This is a genomic window from Sphingobacterium sp. MYb388, assembly GCF_037479535.1.
GTDB classification, from domain to species: domain Bacteria; phylum Bacteroidota; class Bacteroidia; order Sphingobacteriales; family Sphingobacteriaceae; genus Sphingobacterium; species Sphingobacterium anhuiense.
The window spans coordinates 417,124-441,967 of sequence record NZ_JBBGYV010000004.1 but is presented as its reverse complement, the minus strand read 5'-3'; the positions used below and the strand labels follow the sequence as shown (position 1 = coordinate 441,967).

20 protein-coding genes are annotated in these 24,844 nt (G+C 36.7%); 7 read left to right on the top strand and 13 right to left on the bottom strand.

Going from position 1 to position 24,844, the window contains the following annotated elements; translation table 11 throughout:
- Positions 1 to 5: 5 nt before the first annotated feature.
- Both WH188_RS15635 and WH188_RS15630 read right to left on the bottom strand, forming a co-directional pair.
- On the bottom strand, positions 6 to 710 hold the full coding sequence (locus tag WH188_RS15635; protein WP_132768501.1) for an AAA family ATPase: 705 nt from the start codon (positions 708 to 710) through the stop codon (positions 6 to 8).
- Between the two features lie 85 nt (positions 711 to 795).
- Positions 796 to 1,242: a GNAT family N-acetyltransferase gene (locus WH188_RS15630; protein WP_132768499.1), complete on the bottom strand. Its 447-nt coding sequence runs from the start codon at positions 1,240 to 1,242 to the stop codon at positions 796 to 798.
- Positions 1,243 to 1,328: 86 nt separating this feature from the next.
- Here WH188_RS15630 and pdxR point away from each other — a divergent pair, with 86 nt between their 5' ends.
- The 4 genes from pdxR (at position 1,329) to WH188_RS15610 (ending at position 9,421) form a co-directional block, all read left to right on the top strand.
- Positions 1,329 to 2,780, top strand: a complete 1,452-nt coding sequence (gene pdxR / locus WH188_RS15625; RefSeq protein WP_132768497.1) for a MocR-like pyridoxine biosynthesis transcription factor PdxR — start codon at positions 1,329 to 1,331, stop codon at positions 2,778 to 2,780.
- 225 nt (positions 2,781 to 3,005) lie between these two features.
- Positions 3,006 to 7,430: a DNA polymerase III subunit alpha gene (gene dnaE / locus WH188_RS15620; protein WP_132768495.1), complete on the top strand. Its 4,425-nt coding sequence runs from the start codon at positions 3,006 to 3,008 to the stop codon at positions 7,428 to 7,430.
- Between the two features lie 109 nt (positions 7,431 to 7,539).
- Positions 7,540 to 7,863 (top strand): thioredoxin, encoded by a 324-nt coding sequence (gene trxA / locus WH188_RS15615; protein WP_021190487.1) that lies wholly within the window; start codon positions 7,540 to 7,542, stop codon positions 7,861 to 7,863.
- 247 nt (positions 7,864 to 8,110) lie between these two features.
- Complete coding sequence (locus WH188_RS15610) at positions 8,111 to 9,421, top strand: ammonium transporter (protein ID WP_183912819.1); 1,311 nt, start codon at positions 8,111 to 8,113, stop codon at positions 9,419 to 9,421.
- Positions 9,422 to 9,588: 167 nt separating this feature from the next.
- On the opposite strand, the gene WH188_RS15605 is transcribed toward WH188_RS15610, so the two are convergent.
- The 8 genes from WH188_RS15605 to WH188_RS15570 form a co-directional block, all read right to left on the bottom strand.
- Positions 9,589 to 10,131 carry a DUF1345 domain-containing protein gene (locus tag WH188_RS15605; protein ID WP_237682739.1) on the bottom strand — a complete coding sequence of 181 codons (543 nt, stop codon included), beginning with the start codon at positions 10,129 to 10,131 and terminating at the stop codon, positions 9,589 to 9,591.
- A gap of 116 nt (positions 10,132 to 10,247) precedes the next feature.
- Complete coding sequence (locus WH188_RS15600) at positions 10,248 to 11,063, bottom strand: hypothetical protein (RefSeq protein WP_168126687.1); 816 nt, start codon at positions 11,061 to 11,063, stop codon at positions 10,248 to 10,250.
- Between the two features lie 62 nt (positions 11,064 to 11,125).
- Positions 11,126 to 12,118 carry an LLM class flavin-dependent oxidoreductase gene (locus WH188_RS15595; protein ID WP_021190491.1) on the bottom strand — a complete coding sequence of 331 codons (993 nt, stop codon included), beginning with the start codon at positions 12,116 to 12,118 and terminating at the stop codon, positions 11,126 to 11,128.
- Positions 12,119 to 12,171: 53 nt separating this feature from the next.
- Positions 12,172 to 13,353: a class I SAM-dependent methyltransferase gene (locus tag WH188_RS15590; RefSeq protein ID WP_339424313.1), complete on the bottom strand. Its 1,182-nt coding sequence runs from the start codon at positions 13,351 to 13,353 to the stop codon at positions 12,172 to 12,174.
- A complete protein-coding gene (locus WH188_RS15585; protein WP_339424312.1) occupies positions 13,354 to 14,616 on the bottom strand; it encodes an aspartate kinase in 1,263 nt (420 codons plus the stop codon).
- Between the two features lie 27 nt (positions 14,617 to 14,643).
- Complete coding sequence (locus WH188_RS15580; RefSeq protein WP_021190494.1) at positions 14,644 to 15,444, bottom strand: DUF3298 and DUF4163 domain-containing protein; 801 nt, start codon at positions 15,442 to 15,444, stop codon at positions 14,644 to 14,646.
- Positions 15,445 to 15,468: 24 nt separating this feature from the next.
- Complete coding sequence (locus tag WH188_RS15575) at positions 15,469 to 15,921, bottom strand: GNAT family N-acetyltransferase (protein ID WP_132845499.1); 453 nt, start codon at positions 15,919 to 15,921, stop codon at positions 15,469 to 15,471.
- Complete coding sequence (locus tag WH188_RS15570) at positions 15,914 to 16,606, bottom strand: YggS family pyridoxal phosphate-dependent enzyme (protein ID WP_183912827.1); 693 nt, start codon at positions 16,604 to 16,606, stop codon at positions 15,914 to 15,916. Before WH188_RS15570 ends, WH188_RS15575 begins: the two co-directional genes overlap by 8 nt.
- 73 nt (positions 16,607 to 16,679) lie before the next feature.
- On the opposite strand from WH188_RS15570, the gene WH188_RS15565 reads away from it, so the two are divergent.
- Genes WH188_RS15565 through WH188_RS15555 form a run of 3 tightly spaced genes read left to right on the top strand, consistent with a single transcriptional unit; the run spans position 16,680 to position 20,535 of the window.
- On the top strand, positions 16,680 to 17,474 hold the full coding sequence (locus tag WH188_RS15565; RefSeq protein ID WP_339424311.1) for a DUF4296 domain-containing protein: 795 nt from the start codon (positions 16,680 to 16,682) through the stop codon (positions 17,472 to 17,474).
- Between the two features lie 14 nt (positions 17,475 to 17,488).
- Positions 17,489 to 19,864: an endonuclease MutS2 gene (locus tag WH188_RS15560; RefSeq protein WP_339424310.1), complete on the top strand. Its 2,376-nt coding sequence runs from the start codon at positions 17,489 to 17,491 to the stop codon at positions 19,862 to 19,864.
- Positions 19,865 to 19,878: 14 nt separating this feature from the next.
- Positions 19,879 to 20,535 (top strand): MgtC/SapB family protein, encoded by a 657-nt coding sequence (locus WH188_RS15555; protein ID WP_021190497.1) that lies wholly within the window; start codon positions 19,879 to 19,881, stop codon positions 20,533 to 20,535.
- Positions 20,536 to 20,631: 96 nt separating this feature from the next.
- Here the strand turns inward: WH188_RS15555 and WH188_RS15550 are convergent, their stop codons facing one another.
- The 3 genes from WH188_RS15550 to WH188_RS15540 all read right to left on the bottom strand — a co-directional run bounded on the left by WH188_RS15550 (position 20,632) and on the right by WH188_RS15540 (position 24,844).
- Entirely contained in the window at positions 20,632 to 22,032 is a 1,401-nt protein-coding gene (locus WH188_RS15550; RefSeq protein WP_168126682.1) for an AMP-binding protein, read from the bottom strand.
- 10 nt (positions 22,033 to 22,042) lie between these two features.
- The gene (locus WH188_RS15545) at positions 22,043 to 22,855 is read right to left on the bottom strand and encodes an SDR family NAD(P)-dependent oxidoreductase (protein ID WP_168126681.1); all 813 of its coding nucleotides are present in this window, start codon (positions 22,853 to 22,855) and stop codon (positions 22,043 to 22,045) included.
- Positions 22,856 to 22,927: 72 nt separating this feature from the next.
- Positions 22,928 to 24,844: an ABC-F family ATP-binding cassette domain-containing protein gene (locus tag WH188_RS15540; protein WP_132845490.1), complete on the bottom strand. Its 1,917-nt coding sequence runs from the start codon at positions 24,842 to 24,844 to the stop codon at positions 22,928 to 22,930.

Genomic DNA, 24,844 nt, shown 5'->3' with positions numbered 1-24,844 from the left:
GTGATTTATTGTTTTTCCAATTTTGCTATCAGACTTGCTTTAACTTGTGTGAAAGCATGATCGCGAGCTTCTGCGTAGGATATCTCGTATTTTCTTTGAAACAGTTTAATATCTGCAGGGAATTTTTCGATAAGCGTATCATAATACTTGTCTAATTCTAACTGTGATGGTAAATCATAGCTGATCTGTAATTGAAATCGACGCAGCAATGCTTTATCAATAATGGATACATGGTTCGTTGCAGCGATCAGTAATACGGTCTGTGGTAAATAATCGATGAGTTGAATCAGTGTATTGACCAGGCGTCTCATCTCCCCAACATCTTTGTCGTCATTACCTCTTGCTTTTGCAATTTGATCAAACTCATCTAGGAATAGGACAGCCTTTTCGCGGGCCGCTTTATCAAATATTTGCTTTATATTTTGTGATGTTTCGCCAATACGGGAACAGACGATTGTACTGAGGTTTAGTGTTAAAATAGGTTTTCCCAGTGTTTGCGCGATTGCTTTGGCGGTTGTTGTTTTACCACATCCGGAACTTCCATGCAAGAGGATTTTATTGTTTACAGGTAGTCCGTATTGAAGGAGCTCTTCGCTGTAGGTATATTCTTTTATTAACTGCTGTATGGAAGCATTGTTCTCTTTATTAAGAAAAATATTAGCCAGTTCAGTCTGCTCGTTCTTAGTAATAATCAGATCGGAAATATTCATGGTGGCAATTTATTAATTTTTGAATAAAGCTTGAGTTTAATTTTTGAAGAATGACGAACGTTTTACGTTCGCCATTCTAGTATACTTATTTCCACCAATGATAATAATTGTGTAATCCATCATATTCAAATCCGCATTTCGGATATAACTTATTGCCGACTACGTTTGTTTTTTCTGTTTCCAGCATTAGTCCACAAGCATTTGTTTCTTCGCACCATAATTTACTTCGATCAATAAGCGCGATAGATAAACCTTGGCCCCGATAGTCCGGGTGTACATATAAGTCGCTTAATAACCATTGTTTAGCTAGTTTGGTATAATGGAAAAGTTTATAAAGCTGTACAAATCCTACTGCTTGATTATCTACATAGATTAAGAAGATCGTCGATTCGCTATTTACAAATCTTTCTTTAAGAAAAGCTTTTCCTTTTTCAAGATCTGGTTGCTGACGATAAAAAACACGGTATAAATCAAATAATACTGCTGTTTCGTCAAGGTTTGCTAATGTTGCTTGTCTAATTTCTGATTTCATATTTTCTTTTTTTAATTGTTATGACAAAATTACTCTTAAATAGGACTACCTTTGTGCTCCAGTTTTAAGTAATTAAGTAGTCCAGTATGCTTCCTTTTGAACATATTATAACCATTGATAAATCGAGTAATATTGCCCTATACAGGCAGATTTCGATTTCAATCATTAATGCGATCAGCGATGGGGTTTTAAAACCTGGGGCACATCTACCCAGCAGTCGTGAATTGGCAAAAAATCTTGCTGTTCACCGTAAAACAGTGATCGCTGCTTACGAAGAGCTCCAGTCTCAGGACTGGATTATTGTGGAGCCGCGTAAATATGTTGCTGTTTCAAACTTTATCCCAATTTTGAAGGCCCAAAAATGGAATAGGCCATTCGTGCGTACGGGGTACGGAAAAGATCTTCCCATTTCGTATAAAAAATCTCAGCCAGAAGTGTCGGTTGAAATCGCGGAAAGATTTGATAAGGTGCTTATTGATGACGGATATCCTGATATACGATTGTCACCAATTGATGATTTATTGAAGACCTATCGGACTTTTACAAACCGGAAAACAATTTCGAAGATTGCAAATATTGGTACGGGGCAAGGTGTGCGCAAGCTTCGCGAGCAATTGGCGAATCATCTGATCGAATCTCGAGGTCTCACTATGGGGGTGGAACATGTGCTGATTACTCATGGAGCGCAAATGAGTATATATTTGGCAGCACAACTTTTACTGGATAATAGTTCGCATGTGCTTGTTGGTGAACCCAACTATCCATTGGCAAATCAGGTTTTTAAAGATACCGGTGCATCGGTTATTTCTGTATCGGTTGATGAGGATGGTATTGATACGGATGCCGTGGAAGCTTGGTGTAAGTTGAAAAAAATCAGCTTGATATATGTTATACCACATCATCATTATCCCACCACAGTTACGCTTTCGGTAGAGCGTAGAATGAAATTATTAGCATTAGCTGAACAGTATGGATTTGTGATTATTGAAGATGATTATGACTATGATTATCATTATACCTCATCTCCTTATTTACCATTGGCCAGTAGTAATCATCAGGGGCATGTTATCTATATCGGTTCTTTTTCCAAAATCTTAGATCCTTCGATCCGTATTGGTTTTATGGTTGCTCCAGAAAAATTCATTGCGCAGTGTACTGCCTATAGAAAGATCATTGATGTGGGAGGAGATGGTTATATGCAACATGCTTTAGCCGAGTTGATTAAAGAGGGGGAGTTGAACAGATACTTAAAAAAAGCACGACGTTGCTATAAAATACGAAGGGATTATTTGGATCAGCTTTTACGGGATCGATTAGGTAATTATATTTATTTCTCCTTGCCTGCTGGTGGAATGGCCATTTGGGTGCGGTTAAAGCCTCCTTTTTTGGTGAATGATTTACTTTTGAACTGTTCGCTTGAAATTGTTCGTATCGATGAAACTCAAAATGCATTTCGATTTGGCTTTGCATCCTTGTCTGAAAATGAATTAGATCAGGCTGTTAGTGAATTAGTAAAAGCTTTTAAAAAGATGGCTTAAGTTCATTGCTTTTTTTGCACAACGCAGTTTTTGTTTGAACAGGATAAGGGCAGGCGAAAAGATGAAAAATGAGCTTATTTTTTTTAGTAAAATGACTTGTTTTTCAGCTTTAGTGAGGAATAAATTTGTAAATTAGTAAACTTTTAAACAGGTCTGTTTTAATCTGTTTGAAAGTCTTTTAGTTGTTGATATTTAGCTGTTTAGGAAAGAATAAAGAATTAAGGTATGTACATTATATTTGATACGGAAACAACAGGATTACCCAAACGTTGGGATGCGCCGATTACAGATACTGATAATTGGCCCAGATGTATTCAAATAGCTTGGCAGTTACATGATGAAATGGGTAATCTGCTTGAGCATGAGGATTATCTGATCAAACCGGATGGTTACAATATTCCTTATGACTCCGAGAAAATTCATGGTATTTCCACCGAGTTAGCGACAGAACAGGGTGTTCCCATTCAAGATGTTCTGGTTAAGTTTAATGAAGCATTAGCTAAAGCCAAATTTATTGTAGGTCAAAATATTGGTTTTGATTTGAATATTATGGGTAGCGAGTTCTATCGTTATGATGTTCAATCTCCTATGGGTGAAATGCCTATCTTGGATACCTGTACTGAGGTTACAGCTGCTTTACTGCAATTGCCTGGTGGACGTGGAGGTCGTTTTAAATTACCAAATTTAACTGAACTTCATTCGTATCTATTTGGAGTTCCCTTTGCTGAAGCACATAATGCAACTGCCGATGTGGAAGCAACTACACGTTGTTTTTTTGAATTAGTTAGAAGGGAAGTTTTTACTGTTGATCAGTTACAGACTGATACAGGGTATTTTGTAGATTTTAAACAACAGAACCCATCAGTAATTCCAACTGTTGGTTTAAAGCACGTGAATCTGAAGGCGGCTTCGGATGAAATTAGAAAGCGCAGTCAGCCAAGTGGTGGTCAAGAAGTTGTGATTGATCATGATGTGCTGAATGATTTTGAAAATGCCGATTTTGCACATCTACATAATCATTCTCAGTTTTCGGTCCTGCAATCAACAATTTCTATTGCTAATTTGGTTGATACTGCTGCGAAGTATCGTATGCCAGCTGTTGCATTGACCGATCACGGTAATATGATGGGGGCTTTTCATTTTGTTTCTAAAGTAGGCGATCATAATAAAGCGGCGAAAGCAAAAAATGAAGAATTAGAAGCTGCTGGAGAAAGTCCTACGGAGAAAATAATCAAACCTATTGTGGGTTGTGAGTTTTTCGTATGTGATGATCATTTTGATAAGAAAAGAAAAGATAATGGTTATCAGATTGTCTTTTTAGCGAAAAATAAAAAAGGTTATCATAACCTGGCTAAAATGGCCTCAGTAGCCTATACGGAAGGGTTTTATTATGTACCTCGTATTGACAGAAAGGTTGTTGAGCAATATAAAGAGGATTTAATTGTCCTGTCTGGTAATCTTCAAGGAGAGGTGCCCAATAAAGTGCTTAATATCGGTGAAAATCAGGCTGAAGAAGCTTTGATCTGGTGGAAAGATCAGTTTGGGGATGATTTTTATATTGAAATGATGCGCCATGGTCAGGAGGATGAAGACCGCGTAAATACGACGCTAGTCAGTTTGGCTCGTAAACATGATGTAAAGCTGATTGCGACGAATAATACCTATTATATCAATAAGCCTGATGCTCACGCCCATGATATTTTGTTGTGTGTGAAGGATGGTGAAAAGTTGAGCACACCGAAAGGACGGGGGCGAGGTTTTAGGTTTGGATTACCTAATCAGGAATATTACTTCAAACCTGCTTCAGAAATGAAGAAGCTATTTAAGGATATACCAGATGCGATTATCAATATTCAGGAGATCGTCGATAAAATTGAAATCTTTACTTTATACCGTGACGTTCTTTTACCGGCTTTTGATATCCCTGAGGAATTTCAGGTTGCAGAAGATCAGGAAGATCATGGTAAGAGGGGTGAAAATAAGTATTTAAGACATCTAACAATAGAAGGAGCTAAGCGTCGTTACAAGCAGGGTGTAACAGACGATATCATGGAGCGCCTGGATTTTGAGTTAACTACCATTGAGAAGACCGGTTATCCAGGATATTTTTTGATTGTACAGGATTTTATTGCTGAAGCTCGTAAAATGGGCGTTTCTGTTGGTCCTGGTCGTGGTTCTGCCGCTGGATCTGCCGTAGCATACTGTTTAGGGATTACAAATTTGGATCCGATACAATACGATTTGCTATTTGAGCGTTTCTTAAATCCCGATCGTGTATCGATGCCCGATATTGATATTGACTTTGACGATGAGGGTCGTGGTCGCGTAATGCAGTATGTAATTGATAAATATGGAGCTTCGCAAGTAGCCCAGATTATTACATATGGTACTATGGCTGCCAAATCGTCTATTAAAGATACGGCTCGTGTACTGGATCTGCCTTTGCAGGAAGCCAATGAAATTGCAAAACTGATTCCAAATTTGAAGCTGGCAAAGATCTTCAATATGGATGAAAAAGCGTTGAAAGAGACTTTGCGCGCAGATGAACTGGAAGCTGTTAATCGTCTGATCGCCATATCGGAAGGTGCGGGTCTTGAAGCGGAAACGATTAAGCAGGCACGCGTATTGGAAGGTTCCATGCGTAATACAGGTATCCATGCTTGTGGGGTAATTATTACTCCTGACGATATCACTAATTTTGTTCCTGTATCATTAGCAAAAGATTCAGATCTGTATGTGACACAGTTTGATAACTCTGTTGTTGAATCTGCAGGTTTGTTGAAAATGGACTTTTTAGGGTTAAAAACATTGACCTTAATAAAGGATACGGTCGCTAACGTGAAGTTGAGTAATGGCCTGGAGTTAGATCCCGATGAATTTCCTATTGATGATCAATTGACTTACGAGTTATTCCAAAGAGGGGAAACGGTTGGGGTATTCCAATATGAATCTCCGGGTATGCAGAAGCATATGAAAGATCTGAAACCAACGGTTTTTGCGGATTTAATTGCTATGAATGCCCTTTATAGACCTGGACCAATGGAGTATATCCCCAGTTTTATCAAGCGTAAGCACGGGACAGAGCCTATTATTTATGATCTAGATGCTTGTGAGGAGTATTTGCAGGAAACATATGGTATTACTGTATATCAAGAGCAGGTAATGCTTCTTTCGCAGAAATTGGCAGGGTTCTCCAAAGGTGATGCCGATGTGTTGCGTAAAGCTATGGGTAAGAAGCAAAAAGCGGTTTTGGATAAGATGAAACCTAAGTTTGTTGCTCAGGCTGCTGAAAAGGGACATAACCCGAAAGTATTAGAAAAAATTTGGACAGATTGGGAGGCTTTTGCAAGTTATGCCTTTAATAAATCGCACTCGACCTGTTATGCTTGGATTGCTTATCAAACTGCTTATCTGAAAGCGCATTTTCCAGCGGAATACATGGCAGCTGTACTTTCAAATAACATGAATGATATCAAACAGGTCACTTTCTTTATGGAGGAGTGTAAGCGCATGGGACTTGAAGTATTGGCTCCAGATGTGAATGAGTCACATTATAAATTTACTGTGAATGATCGTGGTGCGATCCGATTTGGAATGGGAGCTGTTAAAGGTGTGGGAGCAGGAGCGGTTGATACGATTGTACAGACACGTGCAAAGGGACCCTATAAATCGGTTTTTGATTTGGCAAAACGGATTGATCTGCGTGCCGCTAATAAAAAAGCTTTTGAAAGTTTAGCTTATGCAGGTGGATTTGATGGTTTTCAAAATATGCATCGTGCTCAATATTTTCACAGTGAAGATAATTCGACTGGTTTAGAAAAAGCGATTAAGTTTGCACAGCGATTCAAGGAAAATGAAAATTCGGCTCAGGTAAGTTTATTTGGCGGAGATGGCGCAGCTGAGCTTCCAGAACCTGTATTGGCTTCTTGCCCACAATGGGGTTTGATCGAAAAATTAAAGTACGAGAAAGAGGTAATCGGTATTTATCTGACTAGTCATCCCTTGGATAACTATAAGTTTGAGATTAAGCATTTCTGTCAAAACAAAGTGAGTGATCTGCAGTTAATCAATAAGGTTAAGGCTTCTGAAGTTGAAGAAGATGTTTTGTTGGATTTTAATCGGATAAAAAATAAGGAGGTTGTTATCGGTGGTATTATTGCTCTTGCCAACCATCGTATTGCAAAATCGGGTAAGCCTTTTGGTTCTTTCATTATTGAGGATTATTCAGATTCTTATGAAATAATGGTTTTTGGTGAAGATTATGTGAAGTTCAAGGGGTATCTTGAAGAAGGCTATTTTGTGCAGCTCCGAGGTTTGGTGCAGGAAAGGTTTAAACAAGTTGGGAACTGGGGTTTTGAGATCAAGGGTATTCAGCTATTGTCGGATTTGAGAGAGAAAATGGCTAAAATTTTCACCATTAATATTGCATTGCCAGCATTAAATGATCTATTTTTGGAGGAGATGAAGCAAGTGCTGGATTCAAATGAGATCGAAGGGGTGGTTCCGAATTGTCAACTGCGTTTCAAAATTTGGGATCCGCAGGATGAAATTTCTATTGAGATGCCTGCGAAATTAAAGCGTATCAACTTGACAAATGAGTTCTTAGAGGCTATAGAGCAGTTTGAAGGTGTAAATTACCGATTGAATTAAATGGTGTCAATTTAATATTACACTTATATTACGGACATCTTTATTATATTTGTTCTTATAAATGAGTAAATAATAATTATCAAATAACTTCGGTTAAAAAAATAAAAATATGGCTTTAGAAATTACAGATAGCAACTTTGAAGAAGTTGTGTTGAAATCAGACAAACCAGTTTTAATTGACTTTTGGGCAGAGTGGTGTGGTCCATGTCGTATGGTAGGTCCAATTGTAGAAGAGTTGGCTAAGGATTATGCTGATACAGCGGTAATCGGAAAAGTAAATGTAGATGAAAACCCAGAAATTTCAGTTCGTTTTGGAATTCGTAATATTCCTGCGTTATTATTCTTCAAAAATGGTGAGATTGTCGATAAACAAATCGGTGCTGTGCCAAAATCAGTGCTAAGTGAGAAACTGGATAAGCAAATTGGTGCTTAAGCAAGTATTATTAAGATAATATCAAGTAGACAAATGTAGTTTTTTGTTATATAAGTCTTGTTAAAGGGGGTAGAATTAAGTTTCTACCCCCTTTTTCTGTTTTATATTTAGTAAAATGCATTATATATCTGTTGTTGTTTGTGTTTTTGTAGAATTTTGATGTTTTATTTGAAAATATTTGAAATAAATATTGTTTTTACTGTAATTTTTGCCTTAATTTGGATATTGATTAACAAAACAATTAAAAATGATTAAAAAAACAGCGATTCCTTTCTATTTTATGGTAATAATAGTTTTAATGGCACTATTTTTTCCTTCTTTACCTAAAAATGATGGAAATTATGAATATAATGGAGCTGATGTAGCATGGATGTTGACTTCAACGGCATTAGTGCTAATTATGACACCGGGTTTAGCATATTTTTATGGTGGAATGGTTAGAAAGAAGAATGTTATTTCAACGATGCTTCAAAGTTTCATCTGTATGGCTGTTGTTAGTGTTATTTGGGTTGTTTTTGGTTTTAGTTTAGTATTTGGAGATAGTATCGGAGGTTTCATCGGTAATCCGATGACGTATTTTATGTTTGATCATGTAATTGATGGTAAACCTTGGGTGGGTGCTCCAACGATTCCATTTGCACTGTTTGCTATGTTTCAATTGAAATTTGCGATCATTACACCGGCGCTTATTACGGGGGCTTTTGCAGAGCGTATCCGTTTTACATCTTATATTTTGTTCATCTGTTTATTTTTCGTCTTCATATATGCTCCTTTGGCACATGCTACCTGGCATCCTGATGGCTTATTGTTTAAGCTGGGTGTTTTGGATTTTGCCGGAGGAACTGTCGTACATATGTCAGCGGGCTTAACAGCACTGGCTTCAGCGATTTACTTAAAACAGGGTAGAGAGCCTGGTCATCATACACCTGCACGTGTAACCTATGTATTGCTCGGTACCGGTATGCTGTGGTTTGGCTGGTTTGGTTTTAATGCCGGTTCTGCCTTTTCTGCTTCTAGCCTTGCTTCGACGGCACTATCAACAACAATGACGGCTTCGGCAGCAGCTGCACTTACCTGGATTTTCTTTGATGCTATCCGTGGTACTAAACCATCTGCAATGGGAACCTGTATTGGTCTAGTAGTGGGTCTGGTTGCGATTACGCCGGCTGCCGGATTTGTAACTGTTCCGCATTCATTAGTAATTGGTGCTGTAGCCGCAATTGTAAGTCGCCTTGTGGTCGATTGGCGTACCCGTTCAAAGGTCGATGATACGTTAGATGTTTTTCCTTGTCATGGTGTTGGAGGTATTGTAGGGATGATTTTGACGGGTGTATTTGCTCATAAACAAATTAATGGTGTTGTTGAGCATAACGGTTTATTTTTTGGTGAAATAACCCTATTTAAGGCGCATATAATTGGTTTGTTTGCGTCCGCTGCTTTTATTTTAATTGTTGCTTTCTTATTGTTGAAAATAACAGATCTGATTTCACCCCTTCGTGCATCTGAGGAGGAGGAGTTATTAGGTATGGATATTTCACAACATGCAGAGAAATTATAAAGATTCCTTTCAATTCCCTTTCAATTAGAAACGCACACCATCGCTCGATGGGTGCGTTTTCTTTTTAAATGGGCATTTTGTAACAAGGCTTCGCTTTTAGAACGATATGCTATTTGATTTTTTTGTATTGATCCAGAAAGGGTCTGTAGCCAGTACAAATTTTTTGGTTAATGTATAAGGCCGGAAATAATATTTATTGTTAATGCAACAACAAATGTATTTAAAGCGAAAGCGAGTAATCCATGAAACAGAACCACTCTTCTAATTTTTCGTGACGAAACTTCAATATCAGAAACTTGAAATGTACAACCGAGCACAAATGAAAAGTATGCAAAGTCCATATAATCAGGTTTTTCATTTCCTGGGAAATCCAATCCTTTACCAGTGGCACCGTCTGCATAGTACAGATGTGCGTAATGGAAGACATAGGTCGTATGTACCAAAAACCAAGAGCTCATCATACTTAATACACAGATGCTGATGCTTGCGCCCTTGGGCATATCGGTCGTACTATCTGTGATAATAATGAGAAGTACAGCGAACAAACAGGCAAAACTTGCCATTAAAATAAAAATGGATACAAATAGACGGCTTCCGTCTTCGGATGCCGCTTTTCTAACAATTCGGTTTACGGGCATCTGGTAAAAGATAAACCACGACACAGCGCTGTAACTCAAACTAAAGGTAATCCAAAAAAGTATAGCACTCATTAAGAGGTTTATATTTAGACAATAGCAAATAACAGCTGTTAGGATGCTAAAGGAAAATGAAAATATACATTTTTGAACCGGATTGAAATCCTGTATGATCGCCTTTATTTTCATCGTTAACAATCAAATTGGACATCTTGCTTATAGCTGCTTTTCTCCATATCGTTATCTCTTATTTGAGATGAAAGGATAAGCATAATGCTGTTTTCTTCGTAATCGGTCGGGGTTGAAATAATAAAATCAAGTTTTCCATCACGATCAATATCTCCTACAAATAATGTTTTGATAAAAGTGTCATTAAATTGGTCAGCTTTGAACATGTTTATTTCTGAGTTTCCGTTGAATGAACATGTTAATTTATAATTTTTAACATCATGAAAGACTTCTTCATGGTTTTGGTCATTTGTTTGAATATTGGTTCCTACAATGTCACCATATCCTTTTAACAAGTATTTCTGGTTGTTAAAATTATACTGAACAGTTTCTTTAGGCCATATTTCAGCTTTGGTGATCTTTAGATTTTCAATTTTTCCTGCTTTTAAAAAAGGGAAATTGAGAAATAGGATGGAATTTCTTTTTGAAATTACTCCTTTCGTGGGTACTCCCGCACACTCACTGAATCCATCTTCTATTTTATAATCGACCTTTGCAAGGTAATATTCTCCTTTTTCCTCATAAAGATCTAGCCATCCATCATTTAAAATTTTGCTCGGATCTTCTGAATCGTCATAAATCCGATAGGTATCTATCATGAAAATGGATGCTTCTTTATTGGTAGAGGTTTTGATGCTAGGCTTGCTCACTGCATTTGTGTCGCTTGTTATTTCACTAGCGGCAGTGTCATTAGGAATTGTCTTATTAACCGGACTCTGATTTTGACAGGACTGAAAAATAAGTGTTATAAATAGTGCTGTAAGGCTTAAATATTTCATCGTGCATTATAATTTGAATAATTAAATATAGAAATTTTAATGCACGATGTAAATAAACTTTCTTAATCTGTTAATGCTTCTTTCAATATACGGAACGAGTCAAGACATTTTTGATCATCATAAATATAAGATATGGCCATAAGTTCATCGATTTGTAGTTTTTCGATGAACGGTTCCAATTCCTTTCTGATGGTCTCTTTGTCTCCTATAAAGCTGCAGGAAAGCATATTGTCTGCGGCTTGTTCAATACTTGGAATCCCTTTGTAAATAACCTCAAATGTTGGAGGTGACAATGGTGCTCTTGTATTGGTTAGAATCCCCGCAAATAAATTTTTCACACTTGTTGACTGTAATTCGGCTTCTTCTACTGTTTTCGCGGCAATTACATTGACACAAACAATAAAATATGGTGCTGAAAGACTAGCTGACGGTTTGAAGTTCTGGTGGTAGATGGCACTTGCTTGAGCCAGTTGTGCCGGTGCAAAATGTGCGGCAAATGCATAGGGTAGTCCAAGGCTGGCGGCTAAATAGGCACTGTCTGTACTGGATCCTAAAATATATAAAGGAACGTTTAGACCTTCGGCCGGAAAAGCTCTTACTTTGGAGTCAACATTACTGTCACTAAAATATTGTTGCAGTGCCGCAACATCCTGTGGAAATTGGTATGCTGTATTAAAATTATTGCGACGTAATGCCATTGCTGTTTCTTGATCCGTTCCAGGAGCTCTGCCTAATCCAAGATCAATACGATTTGGATAAAGAGTCTCTAAGGTACCGAATTGCTCTGCAATGACAAGGGGCGAATGGTTCGGTAGCATAATACCTCCAGATCCAACACGAATGGTTTTGGTGTTTGCTGCAATGTGCTGAATAACGAGCGAGGTTGCTGAACTGGCAATGTATTCCATATTGTGATGTTCTGCTACCCAGATTCTTTTATATCCTAACTGCTCAATATGTTGCGCTATTTTTATGGTTCTGTTATATGCTTCTGACGTTGTGCAACCTTTTTTGATTGGCGCAAGATCTAAAGCTGATAAAGCAATATTTCTCATATAATAAAATTATGCTTTATTTTAGGAAAATATGTAATGGTATTGTCGCTTTACTATTTTCGTGTCGCGTGGATGACAATCAGTTCTCCTGTATGATCTGTAGTAAAAAAACTATGTAATTCACCGCCGTCCATAATTTTAAATTTCTTTTTTAGTACTTCTGTTTTTAAAGGGAAATTTCTAGCTACAGCGTTTGTTCTTAATTTTTCTTTTGATTTTTTGAAGATGGAAAACGGAATAACTTCGATGATTTCATAAATTTTTCCTAAAAAATCTTCTTGGTAAATTTCTGAACTATATAGGTGCGTATGTTGGTGCAGTTTTTTAAGATCAAATGCTTTGGTTATACTCTTAAAAGCACCAGCTTTAGTAAGACATACATCCGGTTCATAAAGATAACGCAGCGGTGCTGAAAATGAAGTGACCGTTTCAGTTTCTTCTGCCTGTGTGAATGTGAATTGTTGTGTTTTGTCACCAAAAATACGGACAGCGGTAATCTCTGGTTGACCAGAAAAATCTCTTTCTTGAATGAAAAGTAGCTCTTTACAGTCATTTTGCAGACTAATGACATAGATTTGCTTGACATGGTTTAGCTCAGACAATGCTGCTGTGATGTCCAGAAGAGGAGCAACTTTTATCATGATATGGGCTGCTCTTTGTAGAAAGTTTTCCTGTAAGGAAACGATGTTGGGTTCGCAATCACTCAACATAAAAACTTTTTGCTGCGCCACCCTGCGGGAAGGATCTATGTATATATACCCTATGTTAAGATCTTTATTTTTAGCAATATAGTCTACTCCATCTGAAGCGATAACTTCTATGTTTTTAGCTTGTAATTGCTTGGCATTGTATTGAGATATGAGTGCAAGTTGCGGATTGATCTCACAGGAAATTACTTTTTTAGCTCTTTTTGAAAAGTAAAAATCATCAATACCAAAGCCGCTCGTGATATCGATTAAAGTGACGTTTTCCGGAATTAGTGATGCTTTGAATATCGCTGTTTTTTCCGAAGAACATTGTTCTAAGTTTAATTTATCGGGGTAATATATGTTCGCTGTTTCTGCCCAAAGCGGAATTTTTTTGCGACATCGCTGTCTGCCATCTATTTGTGTCGCAAGTTCAGACGAGGTAATTCCTTCAAAAGGAGATTTTTTTAGCGCTAATTTAGCGGAAAATTCTGATTCATTTTGATTAATAAAATCTTGAACCTCCTTTTGAAGGATAAGTGTATTCATTTATATTTTTTTTACAAGAAGCTGGCAAGTATAGGTATCTTTCAGTTCGCTGATCACCTGTTTATCCACTAAAACTCTATTGATTGTTTCTTGGTTATAGTAACGGATGGTGATAAGCTCTAGACCAGTTTCAATATTGACTTTGAATTTTTTCTTTAATTCGTCCAGTACCTCCAGGATGTTTTGACCGGTATCGTCTACAGCAACTGAAAAATTGATAGCACTGTTGTGCATCATATTGATTTTAATGCGGAATTGGTGAAACAAATTGAAAATATCGCGCAGATTATCTTCTACAATAAATGAAAAGTCACGCGGTGAAATGGATACCAAAATTTGATTGACCTTAAAAATAAACGATGGTACAGGTAAAGATATATTTGTGCTCTTGATCTTAGTTCCTGGCACTTCCGGATTTAGAAACGACCGCACATTTAACTGGATATTTTTATTCTGAAGTGGCTTAATTGTTTTCGGATGAATAACGGTTGCTCCATAATAGGTCAATTCAATTGCATCTGTATAAGATAATTCAGGTATCAATTCAGTTTTTTCAAACCATTTTGGATCGGCATTGAGTACACCTGGTACATCCTTCCAGATTGTCACGTGTTCAGCATTTAAACATGCTGCAAAGATTGCAGCCGAATAGTCTGATCCTTCACGACCTAATGTTGTCGTGAAATTTTCGGATGTCGAGCCTATAAATCCTTGTGTGACACCGATATATTCGCTAAGGATTTTTGGGATCTCAGCTTGAATAATAGCTTCTGTCTTTTCCCAGTTAACCTGCGCTTCGGTATAGGTGTTATCGGTCATGATGTAGTTGCGGGCATCTAACCATTGGGATTTTACACCAATGTGATTGAGATAAGCCGCTAGAATTTTGGAAGAAACGATTTCACCCGTAGAAACGATTTGATCAAATAAATAATCAAAAGAATCTTGTGGTTCTTCTTCTAATATCCATTCGATTTCGACAAAACAATTGGCGATTTCATCAAATATAGGATGATTGGAATCTTCGAATAAACCGGATAATATGTTATAATGAAATGCTTTGGCTTTTTCAAGTATTTCAAATGCTTCACCTGTATTTTGGTGATATGCTTTTGTTACGTCTTCTAATAAGTTGGTGGTTTTACCCATGGCCGATACGACGACCAATAAAGCGTCCACTTTATATTTAGAGATAATATGTGCTGAATTTTTTACACTTTCAGCATCTTTGACTGATGCGCCACCAAATTTAAAAACTTGCATCGGATAGGATTACGTTGAGGTTGATTGCTAATTAATACTATTGATATATTCTAGACCCTTGTTTGAAATCAAGTGTTTTATATCCTTATATGGCACTTTTAGTGCTGTGTTTCCCCCAGAATAGGGTTTAATTTCATATACATTGTAATAGAAAAGTAGATCTTCTTTGTCTAAAGCAAAATTGTTTGCAAGGGCAAAATTGCCAGCTTCAAAAAAGAACTTGTCATTTAAAGATTCTTTGTCAGATAGATTTTCCAGTTTGCGAAAGTATTTTTCTGCAATTTTAATCAATTCTTTCTGATTTTCTTCATTTATGATATCGTTTAATGTTATTTTTTGATCTGAATTGATATCATAATGTGTAAAAAGAGTAAAATGGTCACCATGAGCACCACCGGTATATTCGGTTTGGTTGGTTTCTATGCTGATAAACTTAGGGGTATTTTGATATACTTTTGCCTGTAAATCCCGAAACCAGGCTGCAGAAGAACTGCCACTATTTTCTTCTACATATTCATCATATGCATCGACGAATCTTTTGGCTGAAATACTGATTTCAGAATCACCTTCTAAATTAATCGATTGATTGAGTAATGTGTTGATGACGGTATCCTTGAATTGTGGATATTTAGCTCTGAAGAATGTTGTGTCTATTTTTTCACCTTCTTTCACAAAAAAGTTGCTATACCGATGCACTTCTTTCATGTCATAATGAAGCGTATCACCACTAGCTTTTTTTTGTTCTTTTGCCGTATCGTTACCAGTACATGAAGTAATGGCAATTAATGCAAAAATGATCGAGGGGTTGAAATAGTATTTTGGTTTCATGTAATTTAACCGTCCTTTTCTGTTCTAATATGTTATCGATACATTAATCCATTCGGCATCGAAGTCCGCTTTATACTTTCGGTAGAATTGAATAGCAGGTTCATTCCAGTCCAAAACCTGCCAAACCATGCCTTGATATCCTTTAGATTTGCCGTAATTGATAGTTTCTTCGAAAAGTTGTTTGCCAATTCCATAGCCACGCATACTTTCTGTCACAATTAAATCCTCAAGATAGAGCCTTCTTCCTTTCCAAGTGGAATAACGAATGTAATATAGTGAAATTCCGACGATTTTCCCATCAAATTCTGCAATAAAAGCTCCCCATATTGGGTTTTGTCCAAATCCGGCGTCAATAAACTCTTCCATAGAGACCGTTACCTCATTGGGTGCTTTTTCTAATATGGCAAGTTCTTTAATTAATTCCAGCATTGCAGGACAATCTGCTTCAACAGCAGTTCTAATAATTGCTTTAGTCATTGTTTTTAAAATGTTTGATGACGCGTTTTCCAAAAATAGTACTTCCCACCCGGATCATATTAGATCCCTTTTCTATTGCTAATTTGTAATCAGAAGACATACCCATCGACAGCGTATTGAAACTTTCGTTTTTACGATAGAAACTTGCCTTGATACCATCATATAATGATTTTAGCTCATAAAACTCCTCTTTGATCTCTTTTTCATTCTCTGTATTGGTTGCAATACCCATTAAGCCACGGATGTTGACATGTTTTAAAGCTAAAAATTCCTCATCGCGTAACATTTCGATTAATTCTGCATGGTCAAAACCAAATTTAGTATCTTCTTCAGCAATGTGTACCTGAAGTAAGCAGTCGATCACACGCTTGTTTTTAGCGGCTTGTTTATCGATTTCTTTCAGGAGTTTGAAAGAATCAACAGCATGGATTAAGGTCACAAAGGGAGCTACGTATTTAACTTTATTTGTTTGCAAGTGACCAATAAGATGCCATTCGATATCTTTTGGTAAAGATTCATATTTTTCAACAAGTTCTTGAACAAGGTTTTCACCAAAAACACGTTGCCCAGCTTCATAGGCTTCCATGATATCTTCATTCGGTTTTGTTTTTGATACAGCGACTAGTTGAACGCCGAGCGCTTTAACTTCTAAATTAATCGCTTCTAGGTTGCTTGCAATACTCATGATAATTGTATATTTAAGAATTCAAAGGGTGACAAATGTCAGGCCTTTTTATAAATTTGTACAAAATTACGAAATGCAACGATTAATACTGAATGTACTTGCTCTGATTTTTTTATTTGTTTCTTGTAAAAGTACAAATGAGAAAGATATTATTCCAAAAAAGGATTTTGTGAAGGTCCTAACGGAGATTTATATAACTGATGCTTATCTATCAACATTAAACTCGGATAGTGCAAAGCGCGTTATATTTCCGTTATATGACAATACGTTCAAAAAGTATGATTTAGATTCCACTTCTTTTAAGAAAAATCTTTCTTTTTATGGTAGTGATGCCGAAGTGATGAACAAGATATATGAGGAGGTCGGTAAGAATCTGAAAAATATGAATGACGGTTATATCAAAACTGACCAGGTCAGAATGGATTCTATTCGACGAAAAGATTCTATACAGAATGCACATTTTCAAGATAGTTTAACTCGCATTAATGATTTTAAAGAACTTTATGAGTCGCAGAAAAAACTGATCCTAAATTATAAACAAGATAGTGTAAAATGGGATTACAAAAAGGCAGCGCAAGAATTTTATAATAAATCGGGTTTAAAAGGTAATTTGAATCTAGGTACATTTTTACTTAAAAATATGTCTGTACCAGCTACTTCCAAAAGCGATTCGACTGTTACTAAGAAAGTTGAGGCCAAATCCATACGAAATGGCCAGGGACCTAAACTTGAATCGGTCAAGGCTTCTGAAGATATACCTCTTAAAACTGATGTAAAGGAGGTGAGAAATCCGGTCAAACAACCTCTTTTACTGGACCGAAAGGTCAAACAAAAAACGGAGATTCTTTCTCCAGAACCGGTTAAATAAATAGTAATAGAAACATGATTTATCCTAATAACGCAAGTGATAAGCTCGGTTTTGCCGAGATTAAGGAATTGATAAAACAAAAATGTATCAGTGAGTCGGGGCGTAATTTGGTTGATAAGATACAGCCACAAACCCGATTTGATCAGATAGACAAGTTTTTACGTCAAACAAATGAATTTAAAGATTTATTAACAACTGATGATGCTTTGCCAGTTGATCATTTATATCCTATTCGTGCTTTAGTTGAAAAAGCTAAAGTCGAAGGAGCCTTTTTAATGGAGGAGGAGTTTCATCGTGTGCTTCTTTCGTTGAAAACTGTTTATGCTATCATCCGATATTTCAATGATCGGGAAGGGCAGTACCCTAATTTAGAATTACTGTTTGAACATCTTCCTATTGAAAAGCAGATTATCCGTGATATTGAAATGATCATTGATGATCGGGGTAAAATGAAGCACAATGCTTCACGCCTGTTGCTTGATCTCTCTCAAAGCATCTTGAAAGCAGAACAGGAAGCACGTAAAAGAATTGATATCATTTTTAAAAGCGCGCAGAACAGCGGATGGACAGCTGACGGTAATTTGACTATTCGAGACGGCCGTCTTTGTATTCCTATCTTAGCTGAGAATAAGCGTAAGGTGAAAGGACTGATTCATGATGAATCTGCTACGGGACAAACTGCCTACATAGAGCCTGAAGAAGTATTTCACCTGAACAATAAGGTTAGAGATTTGGAGTTTGAAAGACGACGTGAGATTATACGTATTTTAGTCGAGTTAACAACCAAATTGAGACCGCATATACCGTTGATGCTTTCGTATGATGGCTTACTTACTAAGGTAGATTTTGTTCGATCGAAAGCACTTTTTGCGTTAGATATTGAGGCGGAAATGCCTGAATTATCCAAAGAGGCTGAAATAAATTTAGTGAATGCGCGGCATCCTTTACTGACACTAAATGCTGGGCACGACCGCGGGACAATCGTTCCTCTAAATATCAAGATCGACGATGTACAGCGTGTTATAGTGGTGTCAGGACCTAATGCTGGAGGTAAATCTGTCTGTATGAAAACAGTAGGATTGATGCAGCTCATGTTGCAATCCGGATTATTAATACCCGCTGATGCGCACTCCAAAATGGGGATTTATAAGCAAATTTTTGCAGATATTGGTGATGATCAGTCGATAGAGAGTGATTTAAGTACTTATAGCGCTCATCTTTCTAAGATGAAGTATTTTACAGAGTTTGCGAATGCTCGAACGCTTATTTTAATTGATGAGTTTGGTACGGGTACTGATCCATTATTTGGAGGACCAATTGCTGAGGCTGTTTTGGAAACTTTAAATAAAAAGAACATTCGCGGTGTGGTGACGACGCACTATTCGAACCTGAAAGTATTTGCAAATCAAACACCTGGTTTAGAAAATGCTTCGATGCTATTTGATAATGTCGCCATGAAACCGCTTTATATCTTGCAGATCGGAAAACCGGGGAGTTCTTACGCCTTTGAAATTGCGCAAAAAATTGGATTGAATAAAGAGATTATTCATTTAGCAAAACAGAAGGTTGGAAACCATCAGAAAAAAGTAGATACACTTTTGGTAGATCTGGAGCGCGAGAAGAAGGAAATATTTGATACAAAAGCTGCTATAACAAGACGAGAAAAGGAATTGATCCGCATAAAATCTGAATACGAGGATTTACAATCTTATTTGGAGGAGAATAAAAAGACAATTCTCAAAAAAGCAAAGGAAGAAGCCCAGATACTCTTAAAAAACTCTAATAAATTAATTGAAAATACAGTAGCAGAGATTAAGTCTGCTCAGGCTGATAAAGAAAAGACTAAGGAAATTCGTGCCAATTTGGATCGTTCATTCTCGACCATACTACCTAAGGATAAAAAGATCGAGAAGAAACCTATTGCTACCGCTGATTTAACAGAGGAAATTGCTGTTGGCGATTGGGTAAAGATTATCGATTCGGAAAATGAGGCTGTTGTATTAGAGGTTGCAAAAAACAATCTTATTCTAGCGATGGGTGAACTGAGAACTGTGCAGAAGCGCAAAAATGTTATCAAGTTAGCGGGTAAAGATTTGAAGAAAGCAGCAAAAGCTGGATCTAAGACACTTTCTGTACATGCTGTAGCTGATTTCAATCCTGAGATTGATCTTCGCGGTATGCGCACCGAAGATGCGCTATATGAGCTGGAGAAAGTATTGGATAGAGCAGTAATGATCGGTTACCCTTCTTTAAAAATTATTCATGGTAAAGGGGATGGTATTTTACGCAAGTTTATACGTGATTATTTAAGAAAATACAGCCATATTTCCCGATTTGAAGACGAACATCAGGACCGCGGTGGTGATGGTATTACTTATGCATATTTATAATACGTTCGTCAATTATGGACTCTTTGTTGAATTTCTTTGATAATCAATACATCTGGAATGTGCTGGTTGCCATATTTTGTGGCGCTATAATAGGTTTTGAGCGGGAATATAGAAATAAAGCAGCTGGATTTAGAACGATTGTTTTGATCTGTTTTGGTTCAGCTGTTTTTACTGTTGTTTCAAAAATGATGGGTGGCAATGGGAGTGATGATCGTATTGCCGCTAATATCGTTACTGGTATTGGTTTTATCGGTGCGGGTGTTATTTTTAAAGGAAAACTGTCGGTAAAAGGTTTAACGACTTCCGCCGTGATATGGTCAACAGCAGGGTTAGGTATGATCTCGGGAATAGGAGAAACAAAATTAGCAATGTTTTTTACTTTCTTCATGGTTATTATCTTATCCTTATTTCAGGAAATTGAATTGATGCTATCGCGGTATTATTTAATTCGTACCGTGCATGTACGATTTATGGATTGTGACTTTGAACAGGTTACGAATTTCGAAAATGAGGCTCTAAAATTTAAGGTGAAATTCAATCGGAAAACTATTGAAAAGCTAGGTGGTGAATTGGCTGTGATCTATGACTTATCTGGTAAGATGGAGAACATTAATAAATTCAATGAAAGACTCATCCATTTTGAGCCGATTAAGGAATTTTATTATAATTAATCTTAATTTTTTATTTACAAATATATCTTTAATTTGTTGATATATAGGTGGTATTAGATGTGCTGTGTTGAGGGTTTTTTATTGTAGCCGAACGGATTAATTATCGTTGTAGTGAAGGGACTTTGGTTGCAAGTATTTAGGGAATGTCCTATTGAGCCATTTTCTAAATTCTGCTTCATTAAATGCCGAATCTTTTTTTAAGGTAAGTTCTAAATTCAATTCGCTTATCATCATTTCATTTTTAGATACGAGAATTCTAGTTTTGGCAACAGATTCATAACTGTTTATTTTTTCTTCTAATTCACTAAAATGAATAATTTCTCCGCCAATATTAAATGAAGAGTTTGTTCTGCCAAGATAATATAAAAATCCGTTTTTATCCTGGTGTATGCGATCTCCAGTACTTACATATTGATTTTTAGACAGATCGTGTATCCAGGGACATCTTATTTTGAGCTGCTGATCTGCTTGCAAGTGGTATTCGATACCTTTTAGAAATCGGCCAATCGTATTGTTGTTGTTTGTTAAATCCGTGTGGGTAGCAATGCTGCAGATTCCCAATTCTGTGGTTCCATAGAGATTATATATGTTCGTCTCGGTATATTGATTTAGAATAAATGATACCCATGTTGCTTCTAGTTTATCTGCTCCGGAAATAATGCATCGGAACAGGCCCAGTGCATTTTGATCTATTTCAAGGAATTTGGGAATCATAGAAGGTAAAAGAACCAAACAGTCTATTCTGTTGTTCGTGAATTGAGTAATGCATTTAGCGCTAAATTTTGTGGTGAAGTGTAGGTTGTGCTTTAAAAATAGTGCTAAAATCAAACTTGCAAGACCATAACCGTGATAAAATGGAACTGTAATGAAAGTAGAGGAATAGTTAAGTAGCCCAAGTTTTGAAATTAATTCTGTAAATGGACTCCATATTTTTGAGATATTGAGTTTACGTTCAATGGGTTTTGGAATATTTGAAGAACCTGTACTTAAAATTGTTATTTTACCATTGTTTCGTCTTATTTTATGAGAGACTTTATTGATGACGCATGCATTAATTTCCGCAAAAGAATAGATCAAAGACTTTGTACGTAGATTTGCTAATCGGTCTTTGTTATCTGTTAGCATTAGAACCTGAGGATAATTTTCCAAAATTTTCTCTAATTGGAGATCGGATAATTGGGAACTCATGATAATTACCTCTTTTGAAAGTGCGGAAAGGGCAAATAGATAGCTAATAAAATTGAAACTGTTGTCTGCGATGAGAATGACTCGGGAAGATAGCTTGTTTTTGGGTACTATTTTTAATTTTTCAATCGTAAGACAGGTTTCATCATACAGCGCTGCGTAAGTTATGGTACGATTACCATCATTTAAGTAGGAATCTTTTGCTTTCCGAATTGATTTCAATAAAGTAAATAAATTAATACCTGATTGAAGCGTATATAGGAGGGATTTAAATACTTGAATAGCGAAATCAATTTTTTGTCGTAATCTCATAGGAATATGGTTAAAATTTATCCCATATTTTTCGAATAAAAAATCCGATTGTTATAGGAAAGGGAGACCACCATGGCCTAGAATAACTACCAGTACCTAAGATGAGCTTTATAATACGCAAGGCTGCTTCACTACTTTGCATGGCAGGAAAGTTTTTATAAAGATCGTTAGGCGCTATCATTTCTGTTTTTACCAATGGTAAGTAGACTGTTTTTAGCTTTACATTCATTTTTTTCCATTCAGATTGGTTTGATCGGCAATATTGATCAAATGCTGTTTTTGATGCTTGGTATGCAGCCCAATGTGGTGCAGGTGGGAGCAGAACATTGAGCGCAGAAATATTGATAATCTGACCTTTTTGCTGTGATAGAAGAGGAGTAAGTGCTAATGTCAATTTCACTGGAGCCAAATAATTCAGCATGTTTGTTCTTGTAAAATCATGGTAGCGCGGCAAGGATTTTGTCAAACTGCGATGAATCGATTTACCTGCGTTAGAAATAAGGATATCTATCGTCATCTGTCTTGCATGAATATATTCAATAAGTTGATCTATTTGTTGTTCTTGATATAGATCTGTCACGTAGATGGACGCAGTGGAATTGTTTTGGATGGCAATTGCTTTTACTTCTTCTAATTTTTCTTGTGATCGAGCCACTAAAATGAGGTGTACCTGGAATTTGGAAAGAAGTGTTGCACAGGCTTTTCCAATACCTTCACTTGCTCCGGTGATTAAAATAGTTTTTCCTTGGAAATACTTTGTTGCTTTCCGTCTATTTAAAAAAACTTTCGGGTATAAGATATTTTCGATCCAGTTTATTTTCACAATTCCTTCATAATAAAAAAAGGTATACAATAAGCCTGCCTATTGTATACCTTTCTAATTAAGTGAGTGTAATTAATCTTCCAATTCCATAATTTCTTCAGCTAAATCTTCCCAATTTTTTTGCAATTGTTCTAATTCTGCTTTAGAGGAATTATAATTACGCGTGTGTTCTTGTAATTTGATTGCGTTGGAATAGATCTCTTCTTTTGCTAATTCTGTCTCCAGTGCTTTTAGAAGAACTTCTTTTTCAGCTACTTTAACCTCTAATGCCGCTAGTTCTTTATTCTTTTTGCTGATCAGTTTGAATTTATCTTCAGAAGGAGCAGCTTTGACTTTTTTAGGTTCTTCTGCTACAACTTTTTTCTCGACCTTTTTTTCTTCAGGTTTGATCACACGTTTTGAATTCCACTCTTCAAATTCTTGGTATGTACCTGGGTATTCTTTAATTTCTTTATCTTCAATATACCATATTTTGTTGGCAACATTATCCAGAAAGTAACGATCGTGAGAAACGACAATCAGGGTACCTTCAAATTGCTGAAGCGCTTGAATCAAAATATTAACCGATTGCATATCCAAGTGATTGGTAGGCTCATCTAGTGCCAAGAAGTTAGCATCAGCTGTTAATGCTTTTGCTAGTGCAACACGTGATTTTTCGCCTCCAGATAGAACTTTGATCTTTTTGAATGCGTCATCACCGGAAAATAGAAAACAGCCTAAGATTGAACGTAACTCCGTTTCTGTATGTTTGGGCGCAAAAGCTTGCATCTCTGCTATTATGCTGTTTTCCAGATGCAGGGCTTCCAATTGATGCTGTGCAAAGAACGTTTGCAATACATTGTGGCCATGTTCAGATTTCCCTTCATACTCCGTATCTGCACCTGCCACAATACGCAACAAGGTCGATTTACCTTTACCATTGGCACCGATCAAGGCTATTTTATCACCTTTTTCAATGATCCCCTCCGTATTTCTTAAAATTTCGAGGTTTGGATAAGATTTCGATACATTTTCTAAGGTAACAACATGTCTTCCCGATGGTTTTGAAAACTTAAAGCTAAAGTTTACCGTTGGGTTATCATCATCAACATCTTCCACTCTTTCCATTCGATCCAAAGCCTTAATACGGGATTGTGCCATCTTTGCTTTTGAGGCTTTCGCACGGAAACGTTCGATCAAACGTTCTTCTTGTTTGATTTTAGCTTGCTGATTTTTGAATTGACCAGCTTGAATTTCACCTCTTAGTGCTTTCTCTTCCAAATAAAAACTGTAATTACCAGCGTACAGCGTTAATTTACCTTTGCGGGATTCTACCGTTTTTTTAATAATACGGTCTAAGAAGTACCTGTCGTGTGAGACGATAACGATAGCACCTTCAAAGCCTTGCAAGTAATTTTCCAGCCATTTAATAGAAGGTAAATCCATATGGTTGGTAGGCTCATCCAGCAATAAAATGTCTGGAGTCTGCAATAAGATTCTAGCCAGCATGACACGCATGCGCCATCCACCGGAGAAGGTCGCTAACGGACGTTTCTGCTCATCTTCTGAAAAACCTAAACCCGCTAAAATTTCGTGAGCCCTAAATTCGATACTATAGCCATCTAAAGCTTCGAATTCCATCTGCTTGTCACTTAATTTATTTAGAATATCGTCAGAATAGTCTGTTTCTAATTTTTGGAGTAAGTTTTCTATTTCAGTATGTAATTGATTTTGGCGCTCAAACGCCTCCATTGCTACATGTAAAATACTTTTATCAGAATGATAAGATAATAAATCTTGATTTAGGTAACCAATTTTTAAGTCCTTTGCCATCGATATACTTCCTGAAGTAGGCGTATACTGTCCTACGATCAATCGCAACAAAGTAGATTTACCGGTACCGTTGGCTCCAATTAGACCTACCTTATCTCCAGGTTTAATATGCCAGTTGGCCTCATCATACAATGCGCGAGAGCCTATTTCGAATGTTAAGTTATTTATTGATATCAT

What these genes read in the sequence shown, in the direction of transcription:
- WH188_RS15630 (WP_132768499.1), bottom strand. Translation starts at nt 1,242, where the DNA reads ATGAAATCAGAAATTAGACAAGCAACATTAGCAAACCTTGACGAAACA.
- WH188_RS15600 (WP_168126687.1), bottom strand. Translation starts at nt 11,063, where the DNA reads ATGAAATATTTAAGCCTTACAGCACTATTTATAACACTTATTTTTCAG.
- WH188_RS15585 (WP_339424312.1), bottom strand. Translation starts at nt 14,616, where the DNA reads ATGCAAGTTTTTAAATTTGGTGGCGCATCAGTCAAAGATGCTGAAAGT.
- trxA (WP_021190487.1), top strand. Translation starts at nt 7,540, where the DNA reads ATGGCTTTAGAAATTACAGATAGCAACTTTGAAGAAGTTGTGTTGAAA.
- WH188_RS15610 (WP_183912819.1), top strand. Translation starts at nt 8,111, where the DNA reads ATGATTAAAAAAACAGCGATTCCTTTCTATTTTATGGTAATAATAGTT.
- WH188_RS15590 (WP_339424313.1), bottom strand. Translation starts at nt 13,353, where the DNA reads ATGAATACACTTATCCTTCAAAAGGAGGTTCAAGATTTTATTAATCAA.
- WH188_RS15575 (WP_132845499.1), bottom strand. Translation starts at nt 15,921, where the DNA reads ATGACTAAAGCAATTATTAGAACTGCTGTTGAAGCAGATTGTCCTGCA.
- WH188_RS15560 (WP_339424310.1), top strand. Translation starts at nt 17,489, where the DNA reads ATGATTTATCCTAATAACGCAAGTGATAAGCTCGGTTTTGCCGAGATT.
- dnaE (WP_132768495.1), top strand. Translation starts at nt 3,006, where the DNA reads ATGTACATTATATTTGATACGGAAACAACAGGATTACCCAAACGTTGG.
- WH188_RS15595 (WP_021190491.1), bottom strand. Translation starts at nt 12,118, where the DNA reads ATGAGAAATATTGCTTTATCAGCTTTAGATCTTGCGCCAATCAAAAAA.
- WH188_RS15635 (WP_132768501.1), bottom strand. Translation starts at nt 710, where the DNA reads ATGAATATTTCCGATCTGATTATTACTAAGAACGAGCAGACTGAACTG.
- WH188_RS15605 (WP_237682739.1), bottom strand. Translation starts at nt 10,131, where the DNA reads ATGAGTGCTATACTTTTTTGGATTACCTTTAGTTTGAGTTACAGCGCT.
- WH188_RS15565 (WP_339424311.1), top strand. Translation starts at nt 16,680, where the DNA reads ATGCAACGATTAATACTGAATGTACTTGCTCTGATTTTTTTATTTGTT.
- pdxR (WP_132768497.1), top strand. Translation starts at nt 1,329, where the DNA reads ATGCTTCCTTTTGAACATATTATAACCATTGATAAATCGAGTAATATT.
- WH188_RS15570 (WP_183912827.1), bottom strand. Translation starts at nt 16,606, where the DNA reads ATGAGTATTGCAAGCAACCTAGAAGCGATTAATTTAGAAGTTAAAGCG.
- WH188_RS15580 (WP_021190494.1), bottom strand. Translation starts at nt 15,444, where the DNA reads ATGAAACCAAAATACTATTTCAACCCCTCGATCATTTTTGCATTAATT.
- WH188_RS15555 (WP_021190497.1), top strand. Translation starts at nt 19,879, where the DNA reads ATGGACTCTTTGTTGAATTTCTTTGATAATCAATACATCTGGAATGTG.
- WH188_RS15540 (WP_132845490.1), bottom strand. Translation starts at nt 24,844, where the DNA reads ATGATATCAATAAATAACTTAACATTCGAAATAGGCTCTCGCGCATTG.
- WH188_RS15550 (WP_168126682.1), bottom strand. Translation starts at nt 22,032, where the DNA reads ATGAGATTACGACAAAAAATTGATTTCGCTATTCAAGTATTTAAATCC.